Origin of the sequence: Kitasatospora sp. NBC_01539 (genome assembly GCF_045040525.1) — a bacterium.
In the GTDB taxonomy this organism is placed as follows: Bacteria; Actinomycetota; Actinomycetes; order Streptomycetales; family Streptomycetaceae; genus Kitasatospora.
The window spans coordinates 3,929,762-3,954,552 of the sequence record NZ_CP109390.1 but is presented as its reverse complement, the minus strand read 5'-3'; the positions used below and the strand labels follow the sequence as shown (position 1 = coordinate 3,954,552).

Genomic DNA, 24,791 nt, shown 5'->3' with positions numbered 1-24,791 from the left:
CCACGGTGAACTCACTCATTCCGCTGCTGGTCGCGGTCCCGCTGGCCGGCGCCGCCCTGCTGCTGCTCGGCGGGCGCCTGCTGGACCGCGCCGGCCACTGGATCGGCACACTGGCCGTCCTGGCGTCCTTCGGGCTCGGCCTCGCGCTGTTCTCCGACATGCTCGGCCGTCCCGGCGAGGACCGGGCCGTCACCGAGCACCTGTACAGCTGGATCCCGGTGAACGGCTTCCAGGCCGACGTCGCCTTCCAGCTCGACCAGTTGTCGATGACCTTCGTGCTGCTGATCACCGGCGTCGGCACGCTGATCCACGTGTACTCGATCGGCTACATGGCGCACGACGAGCGCCGCCGCCGCTTCTTCGGGTACCTCAACCTCTTCCTGGCCGCCATGCTCCTGCTGGTGCTGGCCGACAACTACCTGCTGCTGTACGTCGGCTGGGAGGGCGTGGGCCTCGCCTCGTACCTGCTCATCGGCTTCTGGCAGCACAAGCCCGCCGCCGCGACGGCCGCCAAGAAGGCGTTCATCGTCAACCGCGTCGGCGACATGGGCCTCTCCATCGCGATCATGCTGATGTTCGTGGAGTTCGGCTCGTTCACCTTCGGCCCGGTCTTCGGCGCGGCCGACACGGCGAGCGAGGGCAAGCTGACGGCGATCGGCCTGATGCTGCTCCTCGCGGCCTGCGGCAAGTCGGCCCAGGTGCCGCTGCAGTCGTGGCTCGGCGACGCGATGGAGGGCCCGACCCCCGTCTCGGCCCTCATCCACGCGGCGACGATGGTGACCGCCGGCGTCTACCTGATCACCCGCTCCTCGGCGGTCTTCGACCTGGCGCCCGACGCGCGGCTCGCCGTCGTCGTGGTCGGCGCGGTCACGCTGCTCTACGGTGCGATCGTCGGTTGCGCGAAGGACGACATCAAGAAGGCGCTGGCCGGCTCGACCATGTCGCAGATCGGCTACATGATCCTCGCGGCCGGCCTCGGCCCGATCGGCTACGCCTTCGCGATCATGCACCTGGTGACGCACGGCTTCTTCAAGGCCGGGCTCTTCCTCGGCGCCGGATCGGTCATGCACGGCATGGGCGACGAGGTGAACATGCGCCACTACGGCGGCCTGCGGAAGTACATGCCGGTCACCTTCGTGACCTTCGGCCTCGGCTACCTCGCGATCATCGGCTTTCCCGGCCTGTCCGGCTTCTTCTCCAAGGACAAGATCATCGAGGCGGCGTTCGGCGCCGGCGGCACCGAGGGCTGGATCCTCGGCCTCTGCACCCTCGTCGGTGCGGGCGTCACCGCGTTCTACATGACCCGCGTGATGATCCTGACCTTCTTCGGCGAGAAGCGCTGGCAGCCCGACCCGGAGACCGGCGAGGAGCCGCACCCGCACGAGTCGCCCGCCGTCATGACGCTGCCGATGGTCGTGCTGGCCTTCGGCTCGGTCTTCCTCGGCGGCCTGTTCACCTTCGGCGAGGGCTTCCTGCACTGGCTGGAGCCGGTCACCGGTTTCGAGGAGGGCCACTCCCCGCTCTCCGCGACGACCGTCACCCTGATCACCACCGTCTGCATGCTGGCGGGCGTCGGCCTCGCGTACGCCGTGTACGGCCGCTCCCCGGTGCCGGTCGTCCCGCCGGTCGGCTCCGCGCTCACCCGCGCCGCCCGCCGCGACCTCCTTCAGGACGACTTCAACCACGCCGTCCTCGTCCGGCCGGGCACCGCCCTCGCCGCGACCCTGGTCTGGTTCGACAGCCGCGGCCTGGACGGCTTCGTCAACGGGCTCGCCGCCACCGTCGGCGGGATCTCCGGCCGGCTGCGGAGGGTGCAGACCGGGTTCGTCCGCTCCTACGCCCTCTCCATGTTCGGCGGCACGCTGGTGCTGGTCGCCACCACCCTGCTGATGAGGTCGGTCTGATGGGAAATCACATGAGTGCTGAGGGAGGCCGGCCATGAGCTACCTGCTGACCGCCACCTGCGCCGTCCCCGCGGCCGGCGCGGTGCTCACCGCCGCCCTGCCGGCCGGGTCCAGCGAGTCCCGGCGGCGCACCACCAAGGGCGTCGCGGTGGCCGTCGCCACGGTGACGCTGGCGCTGGCCGCCGTCGTCGCGGTCCGCTTCGACCCGGGCGGGGCCCGCTACCAGCTGACCGAGTCGTACAGCTGGATCCGCTCCTTCGGCATCAGCTTCTCGCTCGGCGTCGACGGCATCGGCGCCGTGCTGGCCCTGCTCACCGCGGTGCTCGTGCCGCTGGTGATGCTGGCCTCCTGGCACGACGCCGACCCTGCGCCCGCGCCCGAGGGCACCTTCGAGAACAAGCGCCGCACCCAGGGCTTCTTCGCCCTGATCCTGGCCGTCGAGGCGATGGTGCTGGTGTCCTTCCTGGCCACCGACGTCTTCGTGTTCTACGTGTTCTTCGAAGCCATGCTGATCCCGATGTACTTCCTGATCGGCGGCTTCGGCGACCGCGCGGGCGGGCCCGACTCCGCCCGGCAGCGCAGCTACGCCGCGGTGAAGTTCCTGCTCTACAACCTGCTCGGCGGCCTGGTGATGCTCGCCGCGGTGATCGGCCTGTACGTGATCGCCGCCGACCAGAACCTCGCCACCTTCGACCTGCCGACCCTCGCCGGGGCCGTCGCCGACGGCAGGCTCGTCATCGACCCGGTGGCGGAGAAGGCGCTGTTCCTCGGCTTCTTCTTCGCCTTCGCGGTGAAGGCCCCGCTCTGGCCGCTGCACACCTGGCTGCCGAACGCGATGGGGGAGTCCACCGCCGGAACGGCCGTGCTGATCACCGCGGTGGTCGACAAGGTCGGCACGTTCGCGATGCTGCGGTTCTGCCTCGGCCTCTTCCCCGACGCCTCGAAGACCTTCGCCCCCGCGATCCTCGTGCTCGCACTGGTCGGCATCGTCTACGGCGCGCTGGTCGCGATCGGGCAGAAGGACATCAAGCGGCTCGTCGCCTACGCGTCGATCTCGCACTTCGGCTTCATCATCATGGGCATCTTCGCGATGACCAGCCAGGGCCAGAGCGGCGCGACGCTGTACATGGTCAACCACGGCATCTCGACGGCCGCGTGGATGCTCGTCGCGGGCTTCCTGATCTCCCGCCGCGGCTCGCGCCTGATCGCCGACTACGGCGGCGTGCAGAAGGTCGCGCCGGTGCTCGCCGGCACGTTCCTGATCGGCGGCCTCGCCACCCTGTCGCTGCCCGGCATGGCGCCGTTCGTCAGCGAGTTCCTGGTGCTGGTCGGCACGTTCAGCCGGTACCCGGCGATCGGCATCGCCGCGACCTTCGGCATCGTGCTCGCCGCGCTCTACGCGCTGCTGCTGTACCAGCGCACCATGACCGGCCCGGTCAAGCCCCGCATGGAGGGCATGCCCGACCTGAAGGTCCGCGAACTCGCCGTGGTGGCACCGCTGGTGGCACTCACCCTGCTGCTCGGCGTCTACCCGAAGCCGCTGACCGACATCGTCAACCCGGCGGTGGACGCGACGCTGTCGCAGGTCCACCGGACCGACCCGGCACCGGCCCACCCGGTCGCCGCCACCACCGGAGGTGAGCACCAGTGAGTCCGACCCATTGGCTCGCTGCTGCGGGCGGCAACAGCCCCAGCATCCCGGCCCCGCACGTCGAGTACGCCCAGCTCTCCCCGATGCTGATCGTCTTCGGCGCCGCGATCGCCGGCATCCTCGCCGAGGCGTTCCTGCCGCGCCGGGCCCGCTACGGCACCCAGCTCGGCATCGCCCTGCTCGGCATCGGCGCCGCCTTCACGGCCGTGGTCGTGCTCGCCGTGCAGGGCCACGCCACCACCAGGGCGGGCCTGCTGGCGATGGGCGCGGTCGCGATCGACGGCCCGGCGCTGTTCCTGCAGGGCGTCATCCTGCTCACCGCCGCGCTCGCCGTCCTGACGTACGCGGAGCGCCGGCTGGAGCCCCGCCTGAACGGGTTCGGCGTCGACGCCTTCACCGCGCAGGGCGCCTCGGTGCCCGGCGGCGAGCAGGAGCGCGAGGCCGTCCGGGCGGGCTTCACCACCACCGAGGTCTTCCCGCTCACGCTCTTCGCGGTCGGCGGCATGCTGCTCTTCCCGGCCGCCAACGACCTGCTGACGATGTTCGTGGCGCTGGAGGTCTTCTCCCTCCCGCTCTACCTGCTCTGCGCGCTCGCCCGGCGCCGCCGGCTGCTCTCGCAGGAGGCCGCGCTCAAGTACTTCCTGCTCGGCGCGTTCGCCTCGGCGTTCTTCCTCTTCGGCATCGCCCTCCTGTACGGCTACGCGGGCAGCGTCCAGCTCGGCGACATCGCCGACGTCGTCTCCGGCGTCGCCCCGGTCACCCCGGCGCTCGCCGTCACCACCCAGAACGACGCCCTGCTGCTCATCGGCCTGGCGATGGTCTCGGTCGGCCTGCTCTTCAAGGTCGGCGCCGTGCCGTTCCACTCCTGGACCCCGGACGTGTACCAGGGCGCCCCGACGCCGGTCACCGGCTTCATGGCGGCGGCCACCAAGACGGCGGCGTTCGGCGCCTTCCTGCGGCTGTTCTACGTGGCGTTCCCCGGTCTGAAGTGGGACTGGCGGCCGGTCATGTGGGGCGTCGCGATCCTCACCATGGTGGTCGGCGCGATCCTGGCCGTCACCCAGCAGGACGTGAAGCGGCTGCTCGCGTACTCGTCCGTCGCGCACGCCGGCTTCATCCTGACCGGTGTCATCGCCACCAACCGGCAGGGTCTGAGCGCCGTCCTCTTCTACCTGCTCGCGTACTCCTTCGTGACGCTCGGCGCGTTCGCCGTGGTCACCCTGGTGCGCGACTCGAAGGGGGAGGCGACGCACCTGTCCAGCTGGGCGGGGCTCGGGCGGCGCTCGCCGCTGCTGGCGGCGGTCTTCGCGCTGTTCCTGCTGGCCTTCGCGGGCATCCCGCTGACCAGCGGTTTCACCGGCAAGTTCGCGGTCTTCCAGGCCGCGGCGGCGGGCGGCGCCACGCCGCTCGTGATCGTCGGCGTGCTCAGCTCGGCCGTCGCGGCGTTCTTCTACATCCGGGTCATCGTGCTGATGTTCTTCTCCGACCCGCAGCCGCAGGGCGCGTCCGTGGCCGTGCCCAGCCCGCTCACCGCCACCGTCATCGGTGTCGGCGTGCTGGTCACCCTGGGCCTCGGCCTGCTGCCGCAGTACTTCCTGGACCTCGCGTCGAAGGCGTCGCTCTTCGTCCGCTAGACCCGCCCGCCCGTGCCCGTCCCGTCCGGCCCCCGCCACCACGGCGGGGGCCGGACTGGTGTGCGGAGGGTGAATCCGCGCCCGGCGAAACGGTTCGGCACTCGTCGACCGTCCTGGGCTCGGCCCATACACTGGGCTCAGGGAGGTGACCATGACCGCCGAACCGCTCGACTGGATGTACCCACCCGCCGACGGCTGGACGTACGACCAGGTCAAGAACCTCGATCTGCCCTTCGAGTTCGACTTGGTGGACGGGGCGATCGTGGTCCGCGGCATGACCAACCAGTGGCACGACACGGTGCGGGACAAGCTCTACTTCGCTCTGGAGAGCTCCCGGCGCGACCCGTACGAGGTGAACTCCGAGCGCTGCGTCCTCGTCGACGCCTACAACCCGCCCAAGCCCGACGTCGTCGTCTTCGACCGCACCGGGCTCGACTTCTTCACCCTGGAGTGCGTCCCCGTCGCCTCCGTCGCGCTCGCCGTCGAGGTCGTCTCGCACGGCTCCCGCGGCGACGACCGCTTCCGCAAGCCCGGCCTGTACGCCGAGGCCGGCGTGCCGTTCTTCTGGCGGGTCGAGCGCGGCGAGGACGACCTCCCGGCGGTGTACGAGTTCCACCTCGACGAGGAGACCGGCGTCTACGCCCCCGCGCCCGGCACCGCCGTGCACACCGGCAAGCTGAGCACCGCGTACCCCTTCCCGGTGGAGATCGACCTCGCCCGGATGTTCCCGTCCTGATCCCTCCCGGGCCCGCTCCCGACCTGCACACGGCGGCCGGACCCGCACGCCCGTGCAGTGATCCACTCCCGACCGGATACCCTGCCTAGTACGTGCAGGAGGCGGCGACCAGGGACCAGGCCGCTGGGATCGACCAGGGACAGGAGTGGTCTTCGTGACCGTCGTGGGGCCCTTCGGGCTGACCGTGCAGGATCGCGACTTGACCCGGGACGTCCAGGCCGGGATGGACGCCGTCGAAGCGGCGCTCGCCGAGACGGTCAAGAGCGAGGTCCCGTTCATCACCGTGACCGCCAGCCACCTCATCGAGGCGGGCGGCAAGCGGTTCCGTCCGCTGCTGGTGATGCTCGCCGCGCAGTTCGGCGACCCGTACGCGCCCGGCGTCGTGCCGTCCGCCGTCGTCGTCGAGCTCACCCACCTCGCGACGCTCTACCACGACGACGTGATGGACGAGGCCCCGGTGCGCCGCGGCGCCCCCAGCGCGAACTCCCGCTGGGACAACTCCGTCGCCATCCTCACCGGCGACTTCCTCTTCTCCCGCGCCTCCCAGGTGCTCGCCGACCTCGGCCCCGAGGCCGTCCGCATCCAGGCCGACGCCTTCGAGCGGCTCGTCACCGGCCAGATCCTGGAGACGGCGGGCCCCCGCCCCGGCGACGACCCGCTGCAGCACTACCTCGACGTCATCGCCGGCAAGACCGGCTCGCTGATCGCCGTCTCCGGCCGCTTCGGCGCCCTGATGGCCGGCGCCGAGCCGTGGATCGTCGAGATCCTCACCCAGTACGGCGAGCGCATGGGCACCGCCTTCCAGCTCGCCGACGACGTCCTCGACATCGCCAGCGACGGCCACGAGTCCGGCAAGACCCCCGGCACCGACCTCCGCGAGGGCGTCCCCACCCTGCCGGTGCTCCTCCTGCGCCAGACCCCGCCCGACCAGGACGACCCCGAGGACGCCCGGCTGCGCGAGCTGCTCGCCGGCGACCTCGCCGACGACGACGCCGCGCACGCCGAGGCCCTGCGCCTGCTGCGCCGCCACCCGGCGCTGGAGCGGGCCCGCCGCGAGACCCTCCGCTACGCCGAGGAGGCCCGCGCGCTCCTCGCCCCGCTGCCCGAGTGTCCCGCCAAGGCGGCGCTGCAGGGCCTGTGCGATGCGGTGGCCATTCGCACCATGTGACCGCCGGGGATGCGGAAGACTGGGCCGGTCCCGTCCCGCTCCACCGAAGGGCCACCAGCCATGCTTCGCGTCGTCATCGCCGAGGACTCCGTACTCCTGCGGGAGGGCCTGACCCGGCTCCTCACCGACCGCGGCCTGGAGGTCGTCGCCGGTGTCGGGGACGGCGAGGCGCTGCTGAAGGCCGTCCACGACCTGGCCGCGGCCGACGCCCTGCCCGACGTCGTCGTCGCGGACGTCCGGATGCCGCCCACCCACACCGACGAGGGCGTCCGCGCCTGCGTGGCGCTGCGCGGCCTCTACCCGGAGCTCGGCGTGCTGGTGCTGTCGCAGTACGTCGAGGAGCAGTACGCGGGCGAGCTGCTCGCCGGCTCCACCCGGGGTGTCGGCTACCTCCTGAAGGACCGGGTCGCGGAGGTCCGCGAGTTCGTCGACGCCGTGGTGCGGGTCGCCGGCGGCGGCACCGCGCTCGACCCGGAGGTCGTCCAGCAGCTGCTCAGCCGCAGCCGCCGCGGCGACGTGCTGGAGGGCCTCACGCCGCGCGAGCGGGAGGTGCTGGGGCTGATGGCGGAGGGCCGCACCAACGCGGCCGTCGCCCGGCAGCTGGTCGTCTCGGACGGCGCGGTGGAGAAGCACGTCAGCAACATCTTCCTCAAGCTCGGCCTGGCCCAGAGCCCGGAGGACCACCGCCGGGTGCTCGCGGTGCTCACCTATCTGGAGTCCTGAGCCGGGCGGTGTCCAGAGCGAAGGGCCTGCCATCGGAGATGGCGCATCCGGCGATTCGTCCTGCGCGAGTTACGGTCCGGTGATCCCTGCCCGCCTTAGGATGCGAAGGGTGCACCAGGCGGACGGGGCACACGGCTCACGCCCGCGGATGGCGCCCACGAGGAGGTCCGCGGCAGTGACCAGTCAGGTCGATCAGTCAGAGGCAGTGGACGGCTCGGACGGAGGCGAGGGCCGCGCCGGCTCGGCGCCGCCGGCGGCCCGGCAGGGGCGGCCCGTCAAGCCGGTCCGCCGACTGGACCGCGTGATCATCCGCTTCGCGGGGGACTCCGGCGACGGCATGCAGCTCACCGGTGACCGCTTCACCTCCGAGACCGCGTCGTTCGGCAACGACCTCTCCACCCTGCCGAACTTCCCCGCCGAGATCCGGGCACCCGCAGGCACCCTGCCGGGCGTCTCCAGCTTCCAGCTGCACTTCGCGGACCACGACATCCTCACCCCGGGCGACGCGCCGAACGTGCTGGTCGCGATGAACCCGGCCGCGCTCAAGGCCAACCTGCCGGACGTGCCGCACGGCGCCGAGCTCATCGTCAACACCGACGAGTTCACCAAGCGGGCCCTCGCCAAGGTCGGCTACGCCGCCGACCCGCTGACCGACGGCTCCCTCGACGCCTTCCGCCTGCACCGGGTGCCGCTGACCACCCTCACCCTGGAGGCCCTCAAGGAGAGCGGCCTCGCCCGCAAGGACGCCGAACGCGCGAAGAACATGTTCGCCCTCGGCCTGCTCTCCTGGATGTACCACCGGCCCACCCACGGCACCGAGACGTTCCTGCGGCAGAAGTTCGCCAAGAAGCCCGACATCGCCGAGGCCAACATCCTCGCCTTCCGGGCCGGCTGGAACTTCGGCGAGACCACCGAGGACTTCGCGGTCTCCTACGAGGTGTCCCCGGCGCGCCTCCCGGCCGGCACCTACCGCAACATCTCGGGCAACCTCGCCCTCTCGTACGGGCTGATCGCGGCCGCCGAACGCTCGAACCTGCCGCTGTTCCTGGGCTCGTACCCGATCACCCCGGCCTCCGACATCCTGCACGAGCTGTCCCGGCACAAGAACTTCGGCGTGCGCACCTTCCAGGCCGAGGACGAGATCGCCGGCATCGGCGCGGCGCTCGGCGCGGCCTTCGGCGGCGCCCTGGGGGTCACCACCACCTCCGGCCCCGGCGTCGCACTCAAGTCGGAGACCATCGGCCTCGCCGTCTCCCTCGAACTCCCGCTGCTCGTCGTGGACATCCAGCGCGGCGGCCCGTCCACCGGCCTGCCCACCAAGACCGAGCAGGCCGACCTGCTGCAGGCGATGTTCGGCCGCAACGGCGAGGCCCCGGTGCCGATCGTCGCCCCCGCCACCCCCGCCGAGTGCTTCACCGCGGCCGTCGAGGCCGCCCGCATCGCGCTCGCGTACCGCACCCCGGTGATGCTGCTCTCCGACGGCTACCTGGCCAACGGCTCCGAGCCGTGGCGCATCCCGGACGTCGACGAACTCCCCGACCTGACCGTGGACTTCGCTACCGGGCCGAACCACGAGCTGGAGGACGGCAGCCAGGTCTTCTGGCCGTACAAGCGCGACCCCCGCACCCTCGCCCGCCCCTGGGCGGTGCCCGGCACGCCCGGTCTGGAACACCGGATCGGCGGCATCGAGAAGCAGGACGGCACGGGCAACATCTCCTACGACCCCGCCAACCACGACTTCATGGTGCGCACCCGGCAGGCCAAGATCGACGGCATCGAGGTGCCGCCGCTGGAGGTCGACGACCCCACCGGCCGCGCCCGCGTCCTGGTGCTCGGCTGGGGCTCCACGTACGGCCCGATCACCGCGGCCGTCCGGCGGGTCCGTGCCGACGGCGAGGACGTCGCCCAGGCCCACCTGCGCCACCTCAACCCCTTCCCCGCCAACCTCGGTGCGGTACTGAAGGGATACGACCGGGTGATCGTGCCCGAGATGAACCTCGGCCAGCTCGCCCTGCTGCTGCGCGCCAAGTACCTGGTCGACGCGCAGTCCTACAACCAGGTCCGCGGACTCCCCTTCAAGGCGGCCCAGTTGGCCGACGTCCTGCACGCGGCGATCGGCACCCTCGAAGCGGAGGACCAGCGATGACCGAATACCGTTCGCTCCACCTGGTGCCCAAGGCCGAGGCGCTCCAGACCGCCAAGGAGTTCAAGACCGACCAGGAGGTCCGCTGGTGTCCGGGCTGCGGCGACTACGCGATCCTCGCCGCCGTGCAGGCGTTCATGCCCGAGCTGGGCATCCGCCGCGAGAACACCGTCTTCGTCTCCGGCATCGGCTGCTCCTCGCGCTTCCCGTACTACATGAACACCTACGGGATGCACTCGATCCACGGCCGCGCCCCGGCGATCGCCACCGGCCTCGCCGCGTCCCGGCAGGACCTCAGCGTCTGGGTGGTCACCGGTGACGGCGACGCGCTCTCCATCGGCGGCAACCACCTCATCCACGCCCTCCGGCGGAACGTCAACCTGAAGATCCTGCTGTTCAACAACCGGATCTACGGACTGACGAAGGGCCAGTACTCGCCCACCAGCGAGGTCGGGAAGATCACCAAGTCGACGCCGATGGGATCGCTCGACGCGCCCTTCAACCCGCTGTCGCTGGCGGTCGGCGCGGAGGCCACCTTCGTCGCCCGCACCATCGACTCCGACCGGCAGCACCTGCAGTCCGTCCTGCGCGCGGCCGCCGAGCACGAGGGCACCGCACTGGTGGAGATCTACCAGAACTGCAACATCTTCAACGACGGCGCCTTCGAGGTGCTCAAGGAGCCCGGCACACGCGACGAGGCGCTGATCCGCCTCGAACACGGCCGCCCGATCCGCTTCGGCACCGACCAGGGCGTCTTCCGCGGCGCCGACGGCGAACTCCACGTCGACCACGTCACCGCGGAGAACGAGGCGGGCGTGCTCGTGCACGACGCGCACGCGGCGGGCCCGGCCACCGCCTTCGCCCTCACCCGGCTCGCCGACGCCGACACCCTGCACCACACCCCGATCGGGGTGCTGCGCAGCGTGCGGCGGCCGGTCTACGACACGCTGATGGCCGAGCAGCTGGAGCGTGCCGAGGCGGCCCGCGGGCGCGGCGACCTGGCGTCGCTGCTGCACGGCAGCGACACCTGGACGGTGGTCTGACCGCCCGCGCCCGTCCGCCCGCCGCCGGAGGCCCCCGGGGACGTCTCCCGGGGGCCTGCGGCCGTACGGACCCGGCTTCACGGGCCCGGCTTCACGGGCCCGACCGTCAGGCCCGGCCGCCGGCCGAGGCCATGCCGAGCCAGGTGTGCGGGTTGCCCTCCCAGCACCAGCCGAGCTTCGGCGCGCCCTTGCTGATCCACAGGGCGGGCACGCGCTTGTCGCCGCAGCGCGAGCCGCCGAGCGAGAAGCACTTGTTGGTGGCGAGCAGCTCCGGGTGCTGCGTGACGAGCGCGACGCCCTCCTCGATGGTCAGCGGGGTGCGCCCGCGGCCGGCGACCACGGCCATCGCGTCGCGCGGGACGGCGCCGCAGAACTCCTCGCCGCGCTCGACGTCGAGCAGCAGGTAGGCGGCGGCGCCCGGCAGCCCGACGGTCGGCACGAACCGTTCGAGGTCGCCGGGGGCGTACAGCCGGTCGACGATCCCCGGCCGGGTCCTCCCGGCGAGGGTGGTCAGCGGCACCGCCTGCTCGACGGGCACCAGGCTGCGCCGCAGCACCAGCAGGAACGGCACCCGGTCCTCGGCGGGCGGGTCCGCCGCGGTGCCTCCTCCGGCTGCGGCGGCCGCGGCGGCTTCGGCCTGCTCGGCGGCGGGCCGCAGCGGTGCGAGCAGGGCGGTGAACTCCTCGGTGGACAGCCCGGCCAGGGCGGGGTGGCCCAGGTCGACGAGCCGTTGCAGTTGTCGGTCGAACGCGGTCATGCGCCTCCAATTCAACGTACTAAGTACACTGTACACCGTACGGAGAAAGAGGGTGGAAGAATTCCCGCCATGGCCACCGACCGCACCAGTGCAGGCGACCCGGCCCGGACCCTCGCGCTGCTCTGGGGCGAGACCGGGCCCTCCACCGGCCGCCGCGGCCCCCGCCAGGCCCGGACCGTCCCGGAGATCGCCGCCGCGGCCGTGGCCCTCGCCGACGCCGACGGCGCCGAGGCCGTCACCATGCGCCGCGTCGCCCAGGAGCTCGGCCTCTCCCCGATGGCGCTCTACACCTACGTGCCCGGCAAGGCCGAACTGCTCGACCTCATGCTCGACACCGTCTACGCCGCCATGCCCCGCCGAGCCCCGGCCGACGACGGCTGGCGCGCCCGCCTCACCGCCGTCGCCGACGACAACGCCGCCCTCCACGCCGCCCACCCCTGGGTCGCCGGCATCGCCACCACCCGCCCCCCGCTCGGGCCCGGCCTGATGGCCAAGTACGAGTACGAGCTGCGCGCCCTGGAGGGCCTCGGCCTCGGCGACGTCGAGACGGACGCGGCGCTCACCTTCCTGCTCGCCTTCGTGCAGGGCTGCGCCCGGGCGGCCGCCGACGAACGGGCGGCGCGGCAGGAGAGCGCCGTGGACGACGCGCAGTGGTGGGAGGGCAACGCCGGGCTGCTCGCGAAGGTGCTCGACCCGGAGCGGTTCCCGACCGCCGTGCGGGTGGGCTCGGCGGCGGGTGAGGCCTACGGCGGGGCGTCCAGCGCCGCGCACGCGTACGCCTTCGGTCTCCGGCGCGTGCTGGACGGGCTGGCGGCGCTCGTCGGGCCCTGAGGGGCCGACGGGGCGGTGCGGGGTCTTCGGGTGCGGTGCCTTCGGGTGCGGTGCGGTGCCGGCGGTGCGGGGTCGTCGGGGGCGGGGTCGTCGGGTCAGCGGGCGTCGTAGGCGCGCCGGGCCGCCTCGACCGCGGGGAGCGCCCGCTCCACCCAGTGGCCCAGGCCGCCGACGATCTCCGCGGCCTGCTCCCCGAGGGGCGTCAGGCTGTAGTCGACCCGCGGCGGGATCACCGGATGCGCCTCGCGGTGCACGAAGCCGTCGCGCTCCAGCGTCTGCAGGGTCTGCGCCAGCATCTTCTCGCTGACCCCGGCGACGGCCCGGCGCAGCTCGCTGAAGCGGTAGCCGCGCTCGCGCAGGGCGATCAGCACCAGGACGCCCCAGCGGCTGGTCACGTGCTCCAGGACCCCGCGGGAGGGGCACATCCGGTCGGTGACGTCGCCGGTGAGGGGCGGGAGCGCGGAGACGGGTGCGAGCGGGGTGCTTACCTGCATGTAAGTACCCTACTTCGAAGTGCGTACTTTCGAAAGGTTAGTGCCCGCCGTACCGTGGTGGTTGAAGGTGAAACCACCGCGGGGTCGCCGCCCCGCACTGCACGAGGAGCACGCCATGATCGTCGTCACCGCCGCCACCGGACAGCTCGGCCGCCTGGTCGTCGAAGGACTCCTGGCCCGGGTGCCCGCCGAGGGTACGGCCGTCGAGGGTCTGGCCGTCGAAGGTCTGGCCGTCGCCGTCCGCTCGCCCGAGAAGGCCGCCGCCTGGGCCGCCCGCGGAGTCGAGGTCCGCGAGGCCGACTACGGCCGGCCCGAGACGCTCGCGACCGCCTTCCGGGCCGGCGACACCGTCCTGCTGATCTCCGGCAGCGAGGTGGGCGCCCGGGTGGCGCAGCACACCGCCGTCGTCGACGCGGCCGCCGCCGCGGGCGCCGCCCGCATCGTCTACACCGGCGTGCTCGGCGGCGACGAGGCCGGCTTCGACCTCGCGGCCGAGCACAAGGCCACCGAGGCGGCGATCCTCGCCTCCGGCCTCCCCTACACCTTCCTCCGCAACGGCTGGTACACCGAGAACTACACCGACCAGGCGGCCGGGGCCGTCGAGCGGGGCGTCGTGCTCGGCAGCAGCGGCGACGGCCCGGTCGCCTCCGCGTCCCGCGCCGACTACGCGGCCGCCGCCGTCGCCGTGCTCACCGGCGAGGGCCACGAGAACCGCGCCTACGAGCTCAGCGGCGACGAGGCCTGGACCCAGAGCGCGTACGCGGCGGAGCTGGCCGCGCAGTCGGGCCGCCCGGTGGCGTACGTCGACGTGAGCCCGCAGGAGCACCGGGCGGCGCTGGTCGGCGCGGGCCTGCCGGAGGGCTTCGCGGACATCCTGGTGGACGTCGACGCGGCGATCGGCCGCGGCGAGCTGGCCCGCGACCGCGGGGTCCTCTCCGCCCTGATCGGCCGGCCGACCACTCCGCTCGCCGACTCGGTCAAGGCCGCGCTCGGCACCTGACCGGGTGGTCGCGGAGCCCGCCCGGCACCTGGTCCGGGCGGTTCCGGCGCCCGCTCCGGGCCGTCGGCGGGGTGCGGTCCGGGGGCCGGGCCCGGCCGGGGCGGCTGTCATGACCAAAACGCGGATACGGGCGTGACAGTCTGCCCTCCCGCCCGCTACGGTCGACCCGACACCGGCGCGCGTGGAGGGCAGGGCGGCATGACGGACCAGGACGAGGCGCGCCGCGGATTCTGGTCCGGCGCCGCCGCCTACGGCATGTGGGGCCTCTTCCCGCTGTTCTGGCCGCTCCTGGAGCCCGCCGGCGCCGCCGACATCCTCGCCAACCGCATGCTCTGGTCGCTCGTCGCCGTCGTCGTGATGCTCCTCGTCCAGCGGCGCTGGGCGTGGATCCGGCCGCTGCTCTCCCAGCCCCGCCGCCTCGCCCTCGTCGCCGGGGCCGCCGCCGTCATCACGGTCAACTGGGGCGTCTACATCTGGGGCGTCAACTCCGGCCACGTGGTCGAGACCAGCCTCGGCTACTTCATCAACCCGCTGGTCACCATCGCCTTCGGCGTCCTCCTGCTCCGCGAGCGACTCCGCCGCGCCCAGTGGGCCGCGGTCGGCATCGGCCTGGCGGCCGTCGCCGTCCTCGCCGTCGGCTACGGCCGGCCGCCGTGGATCGCCCTCACCCTCGCCTTCTCCTTCGCCACCTACGGGCTGCTGAAGAAGAAGGTCGCGCTCGGCGGGCTGGAGAGCCTGGCACTGGAGAGCGCCGTGATGTTCCCCTTCGCGGCCGTGTTCCTCGTCCACCTGCAGCTGCAGGGCACCGGCAGCCTCGGCCACCAGGCCGGCTCCACCTCCGCCTGGGCGCACTCCGGCCTGCTGGTGGTCAGCGGCGTCATCACCGCCGTCCCGCTGCTCTGCTTCGGCGCCGCCGCCGTCCGGGTGCCGCTCACCACGCTCGGCCTGCTCCAGTACCTCGCCCCGGTCTTCCAGTTCCTCATCGGCGTCACCGTCTTCCACGAGTCGATGCCGCCCGCCCGCTGGGCCGGCTTCGCCCTCGTCTGGGCCGCCCTCGCGGTGCTCACCTTCGACGCGCTCCGCCGCGTCCGCGCCGACCGGGCGGCGCTCGCCGCGGCGGCGGCCGCCGCGTCCGTGAAGCCGCCCGCGGATGCCGCGGCGGTCCGCGCCGCAGCGGCGGAGCTGCCGGTCGGAGCCTCCGTCCCGGCCCCTCCGGCCGACCCTGCCGTCACCCGCTGAGACCGTCCGACTGCGCTCTGCGCGGGGGCCGTTCGCATCGGCACTCCCGCTGTGAAGAACTCGTTTCCGGATCTCCTCAAGGCCCGCCCCGGGCTGCTAACGTCCGACGTGCCACCGCCGGAGCCGACGGAAACCCCGTCCCTCTCCCGGGCGTCGCAGGGCCACAGGAGGGTTGTGATGGTTCACCTCACGGGTCAATTCACAGGGCAGCTCGCCCGGCCGTTCCGCCGTGCCGTACCGAGTCCCCGGCCCGCCGCGTTCACGCTCCAGGAGAGCGCCGACGACCTGCTCGCCCGCGGTACCGACCTGAGACTCGCCGCCGTCCGGCGCGAACTCGACGCCGCCGAGACCGGCGAGCTCGTCATCACCGGCGCCCCCGCCGCCGGACGCGTCCGCATCCAGTGGCAGCGGCACGGCCGACCGGCGATAGGCCTCGACGGCCCGTACCGCCTCGACCGGGTCGAGCTGAAGGGCTCGCACCGCGCCCGCCTGCACGGCCTCACCGCCGGCATCCGGCTCGTCTGCCCCGACTGGTCGCCGCTCTTCCTCATCGCCCCCGCCCAGCTGCCGGTCCTCGCCTGCGCCGTCGCCACCTCGCGCGTGCTGCCCGTGCACTGAGCCGCTCCTGCTCCCGTTCCCCGCCCCTCGGGGGGCGGGCCACGGCGCACCGGCAGGGCCGGCCCGTCCGCGTCGCCCCGCCGCACGCCGCCGGCGGGGGCGGACCCCGAAGGCCCGGCCCCCGCCGGTCGCGCCACCCGGGGTCAGCTCACCCCTTCACTCCGGCCGCGGACTGCAGGACGGGCAGCGTCACCGCCCCCGCGAACACCCGGCCGTCGTCGGTCACCAGCACGTTCAGCAGCTTCGTCGAGACCAGGGTGCCGCCGCCGACCGGCTTGCCGATCATCTTCACCAGCGGCTGCAGCCCGTCCACGGCGGCCTTCCGCCCGGCCGGTCCGCCGGGCGCCGACGGCAGCCCGTCGGGCAGCCGCGACGACACCACGGTCTGCCAGCCCTCGCCGGTCACCTGCGGGTCCGGGGCCGTACCCGACCCGAGGGGCCCGCCGAGGGCCTTCGCGTCGGCGGCCGCGTGGTCGCCGCCGGCCGGCCGTTCGGTGACCTTCGCGCCCTTCGGCGGGGTGAACCGGAACGTCGACGCCGCCGGGGCGCCGTACGCGAGCCTGCTGAAGTGCGTGTCCAGCACCGTGCCGCCGGACGTCGCCGTCACCTGCACGCCCAGCGGCACCCCGCGCTCGGCGTCCACCGCGATCCGCACCCGGGCGACGGTCGACCCCTGACCCTTCGGCACCAGGCTCAGCCGGTACGCGTCGCGGCCGGCCACCCGCGTCGTGCCGTCCACCGCGACCGTCGTGGTGCCGTCGGCGAACCGCAGGAACCGCTTCGCCGCCTCCTGCGGGGTCACCGCGGCCGCCGACGGCAGCGCCGACCCGCCTCGGCCCGCACCCTGCGGATCCGTCAGGTGCACGGCCTCGTTCGACGCGCCGTCCCACGCCCACAGCTCGGCACCGTCGTGCACCAGCTCGTAGCCGCCGCGTCCCTCCGCCAGCGTGATCCGCTGCCGGTCCGGCCCGTCCACCGCGACCTGCACGGCGTGCTGACCGCCCAGCAGCGAGGCCAGCTCCGCCTCCGGCCCCGCGGAGCCGCCGCCCGCGCCCGGCCCGGCGGCCAGTGCGTCGCCGGCCGCGCCGAGCAGCGCCGACGGCAGGCCGAGGTCGACCTTCACCTGCACCGTGCCGGACAGCGCCTGGGTGTCCGCACCCAGCACCTTCGCCACCAGCTGCTCCGCCGACACGGCGGGCAGCTTCGGCCCCGGACCGTCCGCCAGCGCGGGCACCAGCCCGATGCCGGCGGCCACCGCGGCGGCCACCGCCACCGGCACCGCGACCCGTACCGCCGTGCGGCGCCCCGACCGCTGCGGTTCCTCCGCCCCCGGCAGGCCCTGCTCCGTCGTCTGCGTTCCCTGCTCCGCCATCTCCCCAGCCCCTCCGTACGGTCGACGTCCTCCCTCACCATTACAGGCGCACCCGGCCGCGGGGGCATCGCCCGGGAGGGCTGGATCGCCGTCAGACTCCCGGCGCAGCCGACCCTGACGCGGGCTCAGGGTCGCGTCCGCCCGGAGACGGACCGCTCCGGACGGGCCGGGGGCCGTCCGGAGCGTCCCGCACGGCGGGTGCCGCCGTGGGCCGGGGCCCGACCTCGCCGCAGGCCCGCTCGAATCTTCGAATACAGTGCAGGCTCCTGGACCGTCCCGGACGAGAGGCAACGACCCGTGATGCCCCTGTGGTCACGCACCCAGCAACAGGACTACCGCAGCCGGGTCCGGGGCTGCCTGCTCGGCGGCGCCGTCGGCGACGCCCTGGGCGCCGGGATCGAGTTCGACTCCCTGGAGAAGATCCGGGCCGCCCACGGGCCGCTCGGGGTGACCGGCTTCGTGCCCGCGTACGGCCGGCGGGGTGCGATCACCGACGACACCCAGATGACCCTCTTCACGCTGGACGGCCTCGTACGCGCCCACATCGCCCGGGACACCGGCAGCTGGCACCCGCCGACCGACGTGCACCGCGCGTACCTGCGCTGGCACGCCACCCAGCAGGACTGGGGCCCGGACGAGCGCCGGCCGGACCTCGGCTGGCTCGGCCGCGAGGAGTGGCTGTACGCGCAGCGCGCGCCCGGCCAGGCCTGCCTCACCGGGCTGTCCGGCCCGGACGCCGAACGGCTCGGTACGGTGGACGCCCCCCGGAACCCGCACTCCAAGGGCTGCGGCACCGTGATGCGGGCCGCGCCGTTCGGGCTGCTGACCGCCTGGGACCCGGCGCTGGTCTTCCAGCTCGCCGTGGAGTGCTCCGTCCTGACGCACGGCCACCCGACCGGGTACCTCTCGGCGGGCGCGTTCGCGGTGATCGTCCACGCGGTGGCCCGCGGCGGCACCCTGGAGGAGGGGGTGCACCTCGCCCTGGCGCTGCTCTCCGAGCGGCCCTCGCACGAGGAGACCACCGCCGCCCTGCGGGCCGCGCTGGACGCCGTCCGGGCCGGCGAGCCGTCGGCCGAGCGGGTCGAGGCGCTCGGGGAGGGCTGGATCGCCGAGGAGGCGCTGGCCATCGGCCTGTACTGCGCGCTGGTGGCGGAGGACGTGAAGTCGGGGCTGCTGCTGGCCGTCAACCACTCCGGTGACAGCGACTCCACCGGTTCGATCTGCGGCAACCTGCTGGGCGTGCTGCACGGGGAGACGGCGCTGCCCGCCGACCTGGTGGCGGAGCTGGAGGGACGCGGCACGATCCTGGAACTGGCCGACGACTTCGCCCTGGAGCTGATGCACGGGCCGGAGCTGCACGGCTCGCCCGGGTGGGCCGTGCGCTACCCGACGGGCTGAGCCCGCCGGGTAGCGCCGGGGTCGTGACGCGGCGGTCAGACCTCGCCGAAGGCGCCGCCCGCGACGTCCGCGGCGAAGGCGGCCCAGGCCGCGTTCGAGAAGCGCAGCTGCGGGCCCTCCGGGTCCTTGGAGTCGCGCACGGCGATCGAGCGGGTGTCCGGGACGGCGATCTCCACGCAGGCTCCGTTGCCGCCGCTGTGGCTGCTCTTGCGCCAGGTCAGATTGGTCGTGGACGTGGTGGTCATTACTTGAACCCCTCTGCAATGGTGTGCATCAGTGACCGACTGTCCGCGACACTCAGCGCCGCGGCCCGCAGGTGGTCGTAAAGATTGGTATAGCGGCGCACGTCGGCATCCTTCTCCAGGTAGAGATCGCTCGTCACTCCTTCGAAGTAGACAACCGTGGAATCGGCTGACTCCGGGAACTCCATCAGGGAGAATGTCCCGGTCATGCCGGGGTGCGCGCCGTGACTGAACGGGATCACCTGCACGTTGATGTTGGGCCGCTCGCTCAGCGTCAGCAGCTGGCAGAGCTGGTCGGCCATCACGGCCCTGCTCCCGACCTCCCGTCGGAGGACGGCCTCGTCTATGACCACCCACAGGCTGCCGAGCCGGTCGTCGCTGTCGCCGTTTATCCGCAGCTGGCGCTTCATGCGCACTTCGACCCGGCGCTTGACCGACTGCGTGTCGTAGTCGGGGAACGTGCCGGCGACAACGGCCTCCGCGTAGTCGCGGGTCTGCATCAGCCCGGGCACGAACGACGACTCGTACGCGCGGATCGAGGAGGCCTCGGCCTCCAGACCGATGTAGACGCTGTACGGGATGTCGCCGAACTCGTGCCACCAGCCGCGCTGGCGCGACTCGCGGGCCATCTCCATCAGCCCGGCCCGCACGCGCTCGTCACCGACGTCGTAGACGTCGCACAGGTCCCGGACGTCGCGCTGGCTGATGCTGCGGCGGCCGTTCTCCAGTCGGCTGATCTTCGACTGGGAGACCATGAGGCGGCCGGCCACCTCCTCGGCGGTCATGCCCCGCAGCTCGCGCAGGCGCCGGAGTTCGGCGCCGAGCCTGCGTCGGCGCACGGTGGGATTGACGCTGGCGGACACATCGACCTCCGGCCGGACCTCTGGCGCGGACGACGGCACCGCGCCTCGGAACAGTGTGGAAATTGCTACCGACCCCCCCTGACGTGGAGAGCATGCCATCTCACCTCTGTTCCGTGCGGTGGAATCCCATCGACGCACTAGAACAGATCATCGGAAAAACGTTCAATTGGGATGACATGACTTGCATGTGTCGAACCATCACGGTAAAAGAGCGGACACCACGCGACAGTCCCGCGCACGGCCCCGCCGGACGCCCGCGCCGCGCCGCGCGCCCCGCCCGGACACGACGAAGGGGCGGCCCGCCCGGCAGTCGTTCTGCCGGGCGGGCCGCCCCTGACCGTCCTTGCTAACGGCGCGCACCGATCAACGCGCACCCACCCGCGTGGCGACCGGTCGGCCACCGCCCGCGGCGGGCCGCGCCGTCGCCGGCCGACCCGGTGCGGGACGGCCGACCGCCGGAGGCGCGGCGTTGCGGCCCTGCTGGACGGGCAGACCGTTCTGCACGTCCATCACCGCGTGCGCCACCATCCCGCCGAGCGGGTCGTAGCGGATGAGATCGCGCAACCTGGACCGGGACGACCGGCCCTCGTTGCCCGGGTAGAGGTGCTTCCCGAGACCCACCGCGTGCGCCAGCGCTGCGAGCGCCGCCGTCCGTGGGTCCGGTGGCACGCCTGTCCGGATCGCCGTGTCCAGACGCTGCTTGATGGCGGCGTTGGTGCAGTCGTCCGACGCCTGATAGCGCGTCGTCGGCAGCACGCCGCACATCTGGCCCGGGACCGCCGTCACCATGCCGCACCGTTCCAGGTGCGCCAGATACGTCTGCCTCAGACCGAGCCTGGGACCTCCGATCCAGTGCGACGCCCTGACCGGGCTGCCGCGCCGTCGCAGCAGTTCCAGTGCGTGGTCGAGGGTCGGGTCCCCGGTCGGTCGTGCGAGCACGACGGCGATCCGGTCCCCGTCCGGGGCTATGCGTCCGGCCAGGGACAGCTCGACCAGCTGTGCCCCGGCGAGTCCGAGGTCGAGGGTCTGCGGCTGCGCGGTGGTACCCGTGGCCGGGTCCAGTGCGAGCAGCAACAGCTCCTCGGGAATAGTTCTGCGGCTCCTGCCCATCCAAGCCTCCCCGCGTGGATGCTGACAGCGTGACGCCTCTCACACGGACTTGTCGAGTACGCCTCCGAATCGTGACCTTGGGGCGGCAAGCTGGAACCGGCGCAGGCAGGCACCGCGTCTGACCCGGGGACGGGACCGGACGGGGACAATAGAGGCCGGTCGGGCGGGGTGTGCACACCCGACGAGCCACTCGTGGCGGAGACTGTACAGACATCCCGGCAGGACGAGAACCCGTCGGAAAAAATGAAGGATCGGCGCGGCCCGCGGCCCGCCGGCCCGGCCGGGCAGCCGGTCCGCCGGGCGGACGAGGAGAAGAGGGTCAGTGGGCGAGTCCCCCGACACAGGGCAGCGCGACGGGGCGACCGGGCGCACGGAACCGGCGGACGACACCGCCGCCGCGCGGACGCGGGCGGCGGAGGGCGCCGACCCCGGGCGCACCGCCGACCGTCCCGGCGCCACCGGGCCTGCCGGGGCACGGCCCGCCGCCGAGGACGCAGCGGACGCCGAGGGTGCGGAGGACGCCGAGGGTGCCGAGGGCACGGAGGACGCCGCGCACGCCGAGGGCACGGAGGACACCGAACGCACGGAGGCCGCCGAGGCCGCCGCAGCCGCCGGGAGGCCCGAAGGGGCCGGCGAGCGGCCGGGCGAGGCCGCGGAGGCTGCGGACTCGGCCACGGAGCCCGCTGCGGCGCGCACGGGCGACCGGCACCCGGCCGCCGCCGAGGACGCCGACGACGCTGAGGACGCCGAGGACGCGCCGCCCGCCGAGGACGCCTCGGCGCAGGACGCCCCCGCGGACAACGCCTCCACACAGAACGCCCCCACGGACAGCGCCTCCGACGAGGACACCGCGGGCGAGGACGGGACGGACGCCGGCGAACCGGTCGCGTCCGGCTCCACCGTCCACCTCCGTGTCCGCACCGTGGACAGCGCCACCACCGCGCTCCGCCTCCCCGCGGACCACGCCACCACCGCCCTCCGCCTCCCCGCCGAGGACGGCCGCCCCGCCGCGCGCACCCCGTCCGGTGCGTCCTCGCCGGCCGCCGCGAAGGCTCCCGCCGACGCTCCGGCCGCCCCGCCCGCCGCCGCTGACCAGCCCGAACCGCCCGCCGGCGACGCGACGGCCGTGCTCCGCCTCCCCGCGGAAGCCCGGAAGCCCGCCGCGACGCAGCCCGTGGACAACGCCACCCGCGCCCTGCGCCTCCCCGTGGACAACGCCACCACCGCGCTGCGCCTGCCCCCCGAGGCCCGCACGCCCGCAGGGCCCGCCACCACGGATCCCCGTCTCGCCATGCGGGACAGCCGGGAGGCCGCCGGTGCCGGGCTAAAGGACACCCGGAAACCCGTCGCACCCGCACCCGCACCCGCCGCCCACGGACGGCCCGAGAACCGCCCCGCGGCCCCGCCCCTGCCCCCGCCGCCGCCCGTGCCCGACCCGGCCCCCCTGCCGCCGCCGGCCCCGCTGCCCGTCGAGAGCACCATCGAGGCGATGGAGGTGCTCGCCGGTCTCAGCGCCCGCCCGGCGAGCCCCCTCCGCCGGGCCGCCAAGCGGACGGCGATCTGGACGCTCTTCCTCGCCTTCGTCCTCGGCATCGTCGTGGCGGCCCAGCTGCTGCGCCCGCTGCCGGACCCGGAGACCGGCCTCGCCCTGCCCGCCTCCTACACCTTCACCGGCGAGAAGCTCAGCGTGGACTGGCCGGCGAAGGGACAGTCCGCCGCCGCCGTGGTCGGAGTCGGCGGCGTCGGCACCTCCGGCGAGCAGACCCCCGTCTCGATCGCCAGCGTCACCAAGGTGATGAACGCCTACCTGATCCTTCAGGCGCACCCGCTCAAGAAGGGGGAGAGCGGGCCGAGCATCACGGTCGACAAGGCCGCCGCGGCGGAGTCCACCGACACCGACCAGTCGCGCGCCACCCTCACCGAGGGCCAGCAGCTCAGCCAGTACCAGGCGCTGGAACTGCTGATGCTGCCGTCGGCCAACAACGTGGCCCGGCTCCTCGCCCGCTGGGACGCCGGCTCGGAGCAGGCGTTCATCGACAAGATGAACGCCCAGGCCGCCAAGCTCGGCATGACCAGCACCGTCTACGCCGACCCCGCCGGCTACAACGACGACACCAAGAGCACCGCCGCCGACCAGCTCAAGCTCGCCGAGCAGGTCATGAAGAACGACGTCTTCCGGCAGATCGTCGCCGAGCCCGAGATGCGCTACAACGGCGTCCGCATCTCGAACACCAACGACCTCGTCTTCACCCAGCGCGGCAGCGTCATCGGCGTCAAGACCGGCTCCTCCACCGCCGCGCAGTCCGCCCTGATGTGGGCCGCGGTCAAGGAGATCGGCGGCGTCCAGCGCACCATCATCGGCGTCACCCTCCGGCAGCCGGCCGTCGCCGGCGTCGACCTGGCGAAGGTCGCCCAGGCCCCCAGCCTCAAGACGATCAAGTCGGTGCAGAAGGGCCTCACCGGACAGACCCTCGCCGCCCAGGGCCAGGTCGTCGGCCAGGTCGACGACGGCCTCGGCGGCACGGTGCCCATCGTCGCCGCCAAGGAGCTCACCGTCGCCGGATGGTCCGGCATCACCGCCACCCTGACCCTCGACGCGACGAAGCTCGGCCACACCGAGAAGGCCGGCACCCAGGTCGGCACCCTCTCGGCCGGCGAGGGCGCCGGGAAGATCGAGGTGCCGGTGACCCTGCAGCGCGACCTGGCGCCGCCGTCGATCCTGTCGAGGCTGACCCGGCTCCTCTGAGAGTCCGTCCCGGCCTCCCGGCCCCACCGCTCCGGCCCCACCGCCGCAGCGGTGGGGCCGTTCACATGCCCGTGGCCGGGGCCTCCTCGGCCGACCCGCCCCTCGCACGGTCCGGCGTCCCGTCCGCCGGAGGCCCGACCGGGGGAGGCCCGACCGGCGGTGGGCCGTCGGCGGGAGGTTCGGCGACCGAGGGACCGCCGGCCCCAGGACCGTCGGCCGCAGGGCCGGACGCCGAGTGCCCCGCCGGGGCCGGGTCGCTGCGCCCCGTCCCGAACCGCGCCACCGCGGGCTCCTCGGACAGCACCCGGCCGAGCGCGATGGCCAGCGTCACCGCCGTGAACGTCACGATCAGCCAGGACAGCATCGTGAACACCACGCCGTACGGTCCGAACCTCGACACGCTCTGCGCGACCGCCCGCGGCAGGTACACCGACGCCGCCAGACCCGTGCCCACCACGGCCACCCCGCACAGCAGGGCCCCGGGCGCGAGCGGCCGCCAGCCCACCCTGCCGGCCAGCAGCAGGTGCTGCGTCCACCACCAGAGCAGGGTCTCCACGGTGAACGCCAGGGGCAGGCCCAGCCACAGCCCGGCGCCGAAGCCTTGGTACAGCGGGTGCTGGAGGACGAGCGAGACCATCCACACCACCAGCCAGAGCAGCCAGCGCCACGCGGTGATCCGGCCGGACGCCCGCGGCAGCTCCCAGCAGCGCTCGCACACCCGCTGCAGCGCCCGGCTCAGCGCGGTCGCCGAGAGCAGGGTCACCAGGGCGCCGACAGCGCCGAAGCTCTGGGTGGTGGCGTCGCCGTCGCCGGCCGACATCAGCTCCCCCACCTGCTTGCCCGCCTCGCCCTGCAGGCCGAGCTGCTCGCGCAGCGCGGACACCACGCCCTCCTTGACCGAGGCGGGAGCGAACACGGCCACCACGAAGAGGGCGGGCAGCGCGCTGACGAAGGCCTGCGCCGCGAGCCGGGTGGCGCAGTCGAGGAGGTTCACCCGGACGAGCTGGTGCATCGACCGGGCGACGAGCGGCACCCGCTCGGGCAGCCCCTTGACCGTGTCGGCGACACCCGAGAGCCGGCCCCGCATGCCCGGCTGCTGTGACCCTGCCACACCGGCTC

The 24,791-nt window shown here is 73.4% G+C and carries 21 protein-coding genes; 14 read left to right on the top strand and 7 right to left on the bottom strand.

Going from position 1 to position 24,791, the window contains the following annotated elements; translation table 11 throughout:
* Window positions 1-5 precede the first annotated feature (5 nt).
* From nuoL to OG335_RS16815, 8 genes are all read left to right on the top strand, one after another.
* On the top strand, window positions 6-1,904 hold the full coding sequence (nuoL, locus tag OG335_RS16850; protein ID WP_405011943.1) for an NADH-quinone oxidoreductase subunit L: 1,899 nt from the start codon (window positions 6-8) through the stop codon (window positions 1,902-1,904).
* Window positions 1,905-1,938: 34 nt separating this feature from the next.
* Window positions 1,939-3,555 carry an NADH-quinone oxidoreductase subunit M gene (locus OG335_RS16845; protein ID WP_405011942.1) on the top strand — a complete coding sequence of 539 codons (1,617 nt, stop codon included), beginning with the start codon at window positions 1,939-1,941 and terminating at the stop codon, window positions 3,553-3,555.
* Window positions 3,552-5,189 carry an NADH-quinone oxidoreductase subunit NuoN gene (nuoN, locus tag OG335_RS16840; protein WP_405011941.1) on the top strand — a complete coding sequence of 546 codons (1,638 nt, stop codon included), beginning with the start codon at window positions 3,552-3,554 and terminating at the stop codon, window positions 5,187-5,189. Before OG335_RS16845 ends, nuoN begins: the two co-directional genes overlap by 4 nt.
* Window positions 5,190-5,340: 151 nt before the next feature.
* Window positions 5,341-5,925 carry a Uma2 family endonuclease gene (locus OG335_RS16835; RefSeq protein ID WP_405011940.1) on the top strand — a complete coding sequence of 195 codons (585 nt, stop codon included), beginning with the start codon at window positions 5,341-5,343 and terminating at the stop codon, window positions 5,923-5,925.
* 154 nt (window positions 5,926-6,079) lie between these two features.
* Window positions 6,080-7,093 carry a polyprenyl synthetase family protein gene (locus tag OG335_RS16830; protein WP_405011939.1) on the top strand — a complete coding sequence of 338 codons (1,014 nt, stop codon included), beginning with the start codon at window positions 6,080-6,082 and terminating at the stop codon, window positions 7,091-7,093.
* Window positions 7,094-7,153: 60 nt separating this feature from the next.
* Window positions 7,154-7,816, top strand: coding sequence for a LuxR C-terminal-related transcriptional regulator (locus OG335_RS16825; RefSeq protein ID WP_405011938.1), 663 nt, complete (start codon window positions 7,154-7,156; stop codon window positions 7,814-7,816).
* Between the two features lie 175 nt (window positions 7,817-7,991).
* Window positions 7,992-9,962, top strand: coding sequence for a 2-oxoacid:acceptor oxidoreductase subunit alpha (locus OG335_RS16820; RefSeq protein ID WP_405011937.1), 1,971 nt, complete (start codon window positions 7,992-7,994; stop codon window positions 9,960-9,962).
* On the top strand, window positions 9,959-11,002 hold the full coding sequence (locus tag OG335_RS16815; protein WP_405011936.1) for a 2-oxoacid:ferredoxin oxidoreductase subunit beta: 1,044 nt from the start codon (window positions 9,959-9,961) through the stop codon (window positions 11,000-11,002). The genes OG335_RS16820 and OG335_RS16815 overlap by 4 nt, the downstream gene beginning before the upstream one ends.
* A gap of 106 nt (window positions 11,003-11,108) precedes the next feature.
* Here OG335_RS16815 and OG335_RS16810 read toward each other — a convergent pair whose 3' ends face one another.
* Entirely contained in the window at window positions 11,109-11,759 is a 651-nt protein-coding gene (locus tag OG335_RS16810; protein WP_405011935.1) for a DUF5701 family protein, read from the bottom strand.
* Between the two features lie 69 nt (window positions 11,760-11,828).
* Between OG335_RS16810 and OG335_RS16805 the strand changes: the two genes are divergently transcribed.
* Window positions 11,829-12,590 (top strand): TetR/AcrR family transcriptional regulator C-terminal domain-containing protein, encoded by a 762-nt coding sequence (locus tag OG335_RS16805; RefSeq protein ID WP_405011934.1) that lies wholly within the window; start codon window positions 11,829-11,831, stop codon window positions 12,588-12,590.
* Between the two features lie 95 nt (window positions 12,591-12,685).
* On the opposite strand, the gene OG335_RS16800 is transcribed toward OG335_RS16805, so the two are convergent.
* Window positions 12,686-13,084 (bottom strand): winged helix-turn-helix transcriptional regulator, encoded by a 399-nt coding sequence (locus OG335_RS16800; protein ID WP_405011933.1) that lies wholly within the window; start codon window positions 13,082-13,084, stop codon window positions 12,686-12,688.
* Between the two features lie 115 nt (window positions 13,085-13,199).
* Between OG335_RS16800 and OG335_RS16795 the strand changes: the two genes are divergently transcribed.
* The 3 genes from OG335_RS16795 to OG335_RS16785 all read left to right on the top strand — a co-directional run bounded on the left by OG335_RS16795 (window position 13,200) and on the right by OG335_RS16785 (window position 15,941).
* Entirely contained in the window at window positions 13,200-14,084 is an 885-nt protein-coding gene (locus OG335_RS16795; protein WP_405011932.1) for an NAD(P)H-binding protein, read from the top strand.
* A gap of 198 nt (window positions 14,085-14,282) precedes the next feature.
* Window positions 14,283-15,323, top strand: a complete 1,041-nt coding sequence (rarD, locus tag OG335_RS16790; protein WP_405011931.1) for an EamA family transporter RarD — start codon at window positions 14,283-14,285, stop codon at window positions 15,321-15,323.
* Between the two features lie 177 nt (window positions 15,324-15,500).
* Entirely contained in the window at window positions 15,501-15,941 is a 441-nt protein-coding gene (locus tag OG335_RS16785) for a hypothetical protein (RefSeq protein WP_405011930.1), read from the top strand.
* 148 nt (window positions 15,942-16,089) lie between these two features.
* Here the strand turns inward: OG335_RS16785 and OG335_RS16780 are convergent, their stop codons facing one another.
* Window positions 16,090-17,313: a LolA family protein gene (locus OG335_RS16780; RefSeq protein WP_405011929.1), complete on the bottom strand. Its 1,224-nt coding sequence runs from the start codon at window positions 17,311-17,313 to the stop codon at window positions 16,090-16,092.
* 300 nt (window positions 17,314-17,613) lie between these two features.
* Here OG335_RS16780 and OG335_RS16775 point away from each other — a divergent pair, with 300 nt between their 5' ends.
* Window positions 17,614-18,711, top strand: coding sequence for an ADP-ribosylglycohydrolase family protein (locus OG335_RS16775; protein WP_405011928.1), 1,098 nt, complete (start codon window positions 17,614-17,616; stop codon window positions 18,709-18,711).
* A gap of 35 nt (window positions 18,712-18,746) precedes the next feature.
* Here the strand turns inward: OG335_RS16775 and OG335_RS16770 are convergent, their stop codons facing one another.
* The 3 genes from OG335_RS16770 to OG335_RS16760 form a co-directional block, all read right to left on the bottom strand.
* Complete coding sequence (locus OG335_RS16770) at window positions 18,747-18,956, bottom strand: DUF397 domain-containing protein (protein ID WP_405011927.1); 210 nt, start codon at window positions 18,954-18,956, stop codon at window positions 18,747-18,749.
* Complete coding sequence (locus tag OG335_RS16765; protein WP_405011926.1) at window positions 18,956-19,816, bottom strand: helix-turn-helix domain-containing protein; 861 nt, start codon at window positions 19,814-19,816, stop codon at window positions 18,956-18,958. Before OG335_RS16765 ends, OG335_RS16770 begins: the two co-directional genes overlap by 1 nt.
* Before the next feature lie 363 nt (window positions 19,817-20,179).
* Window positions 20,180-20,926, bottom strand: coding sequence for a GPP34 family phosphoprotein (locus OG335_RS16760; protein WP_405011925.1), 747 nt, complete (start codon window positions 20,924-20,926; stop codon window positions 20,180-20,182).
* A 322-nt stretch (window positions 20,927-21,248) separates the two neighbouring features.
* Between OG335_RS16760 and OG335_RS16755 the strand changes: the two genes are divergently transcribed.
* Window positions 21,249-23,672 carry a D-alanyl-D-alanine carboxypeptidase family protein gene (locus OG335_RS16755; protein WP_405011924.1) on the top strand — a complete coding sequence of 808 codons (2,424 nt, stop codon included), beginning with the start codon at window positions 21,249-21,251 and terminating at the stop codon, window positions 23,670-23,672.
* Between the two features lie 61 nt (window positions 23,673-23,733).
* Here the strand turns inward: OG335_RS16755 and OG335_RS16750 are convergent, their stop codons facing one another.
* Window positions 23,734-24,783 carry a YhjD/YihY/BrkB family envelope integrity protein gene (locus tag OG335_RS16750; RefSeq protein ID WP_405011923.1) on the bottom strand — a complete coding sequence of 350 codons (1,050 nt, stop codon included), beginning with the start codon at window positions 24,781-24,783 and terminating at the stop codon, window positions 23,734-23,736.
* Window positions 24,784-24,791: the final 8 nt, after the last annotated feature.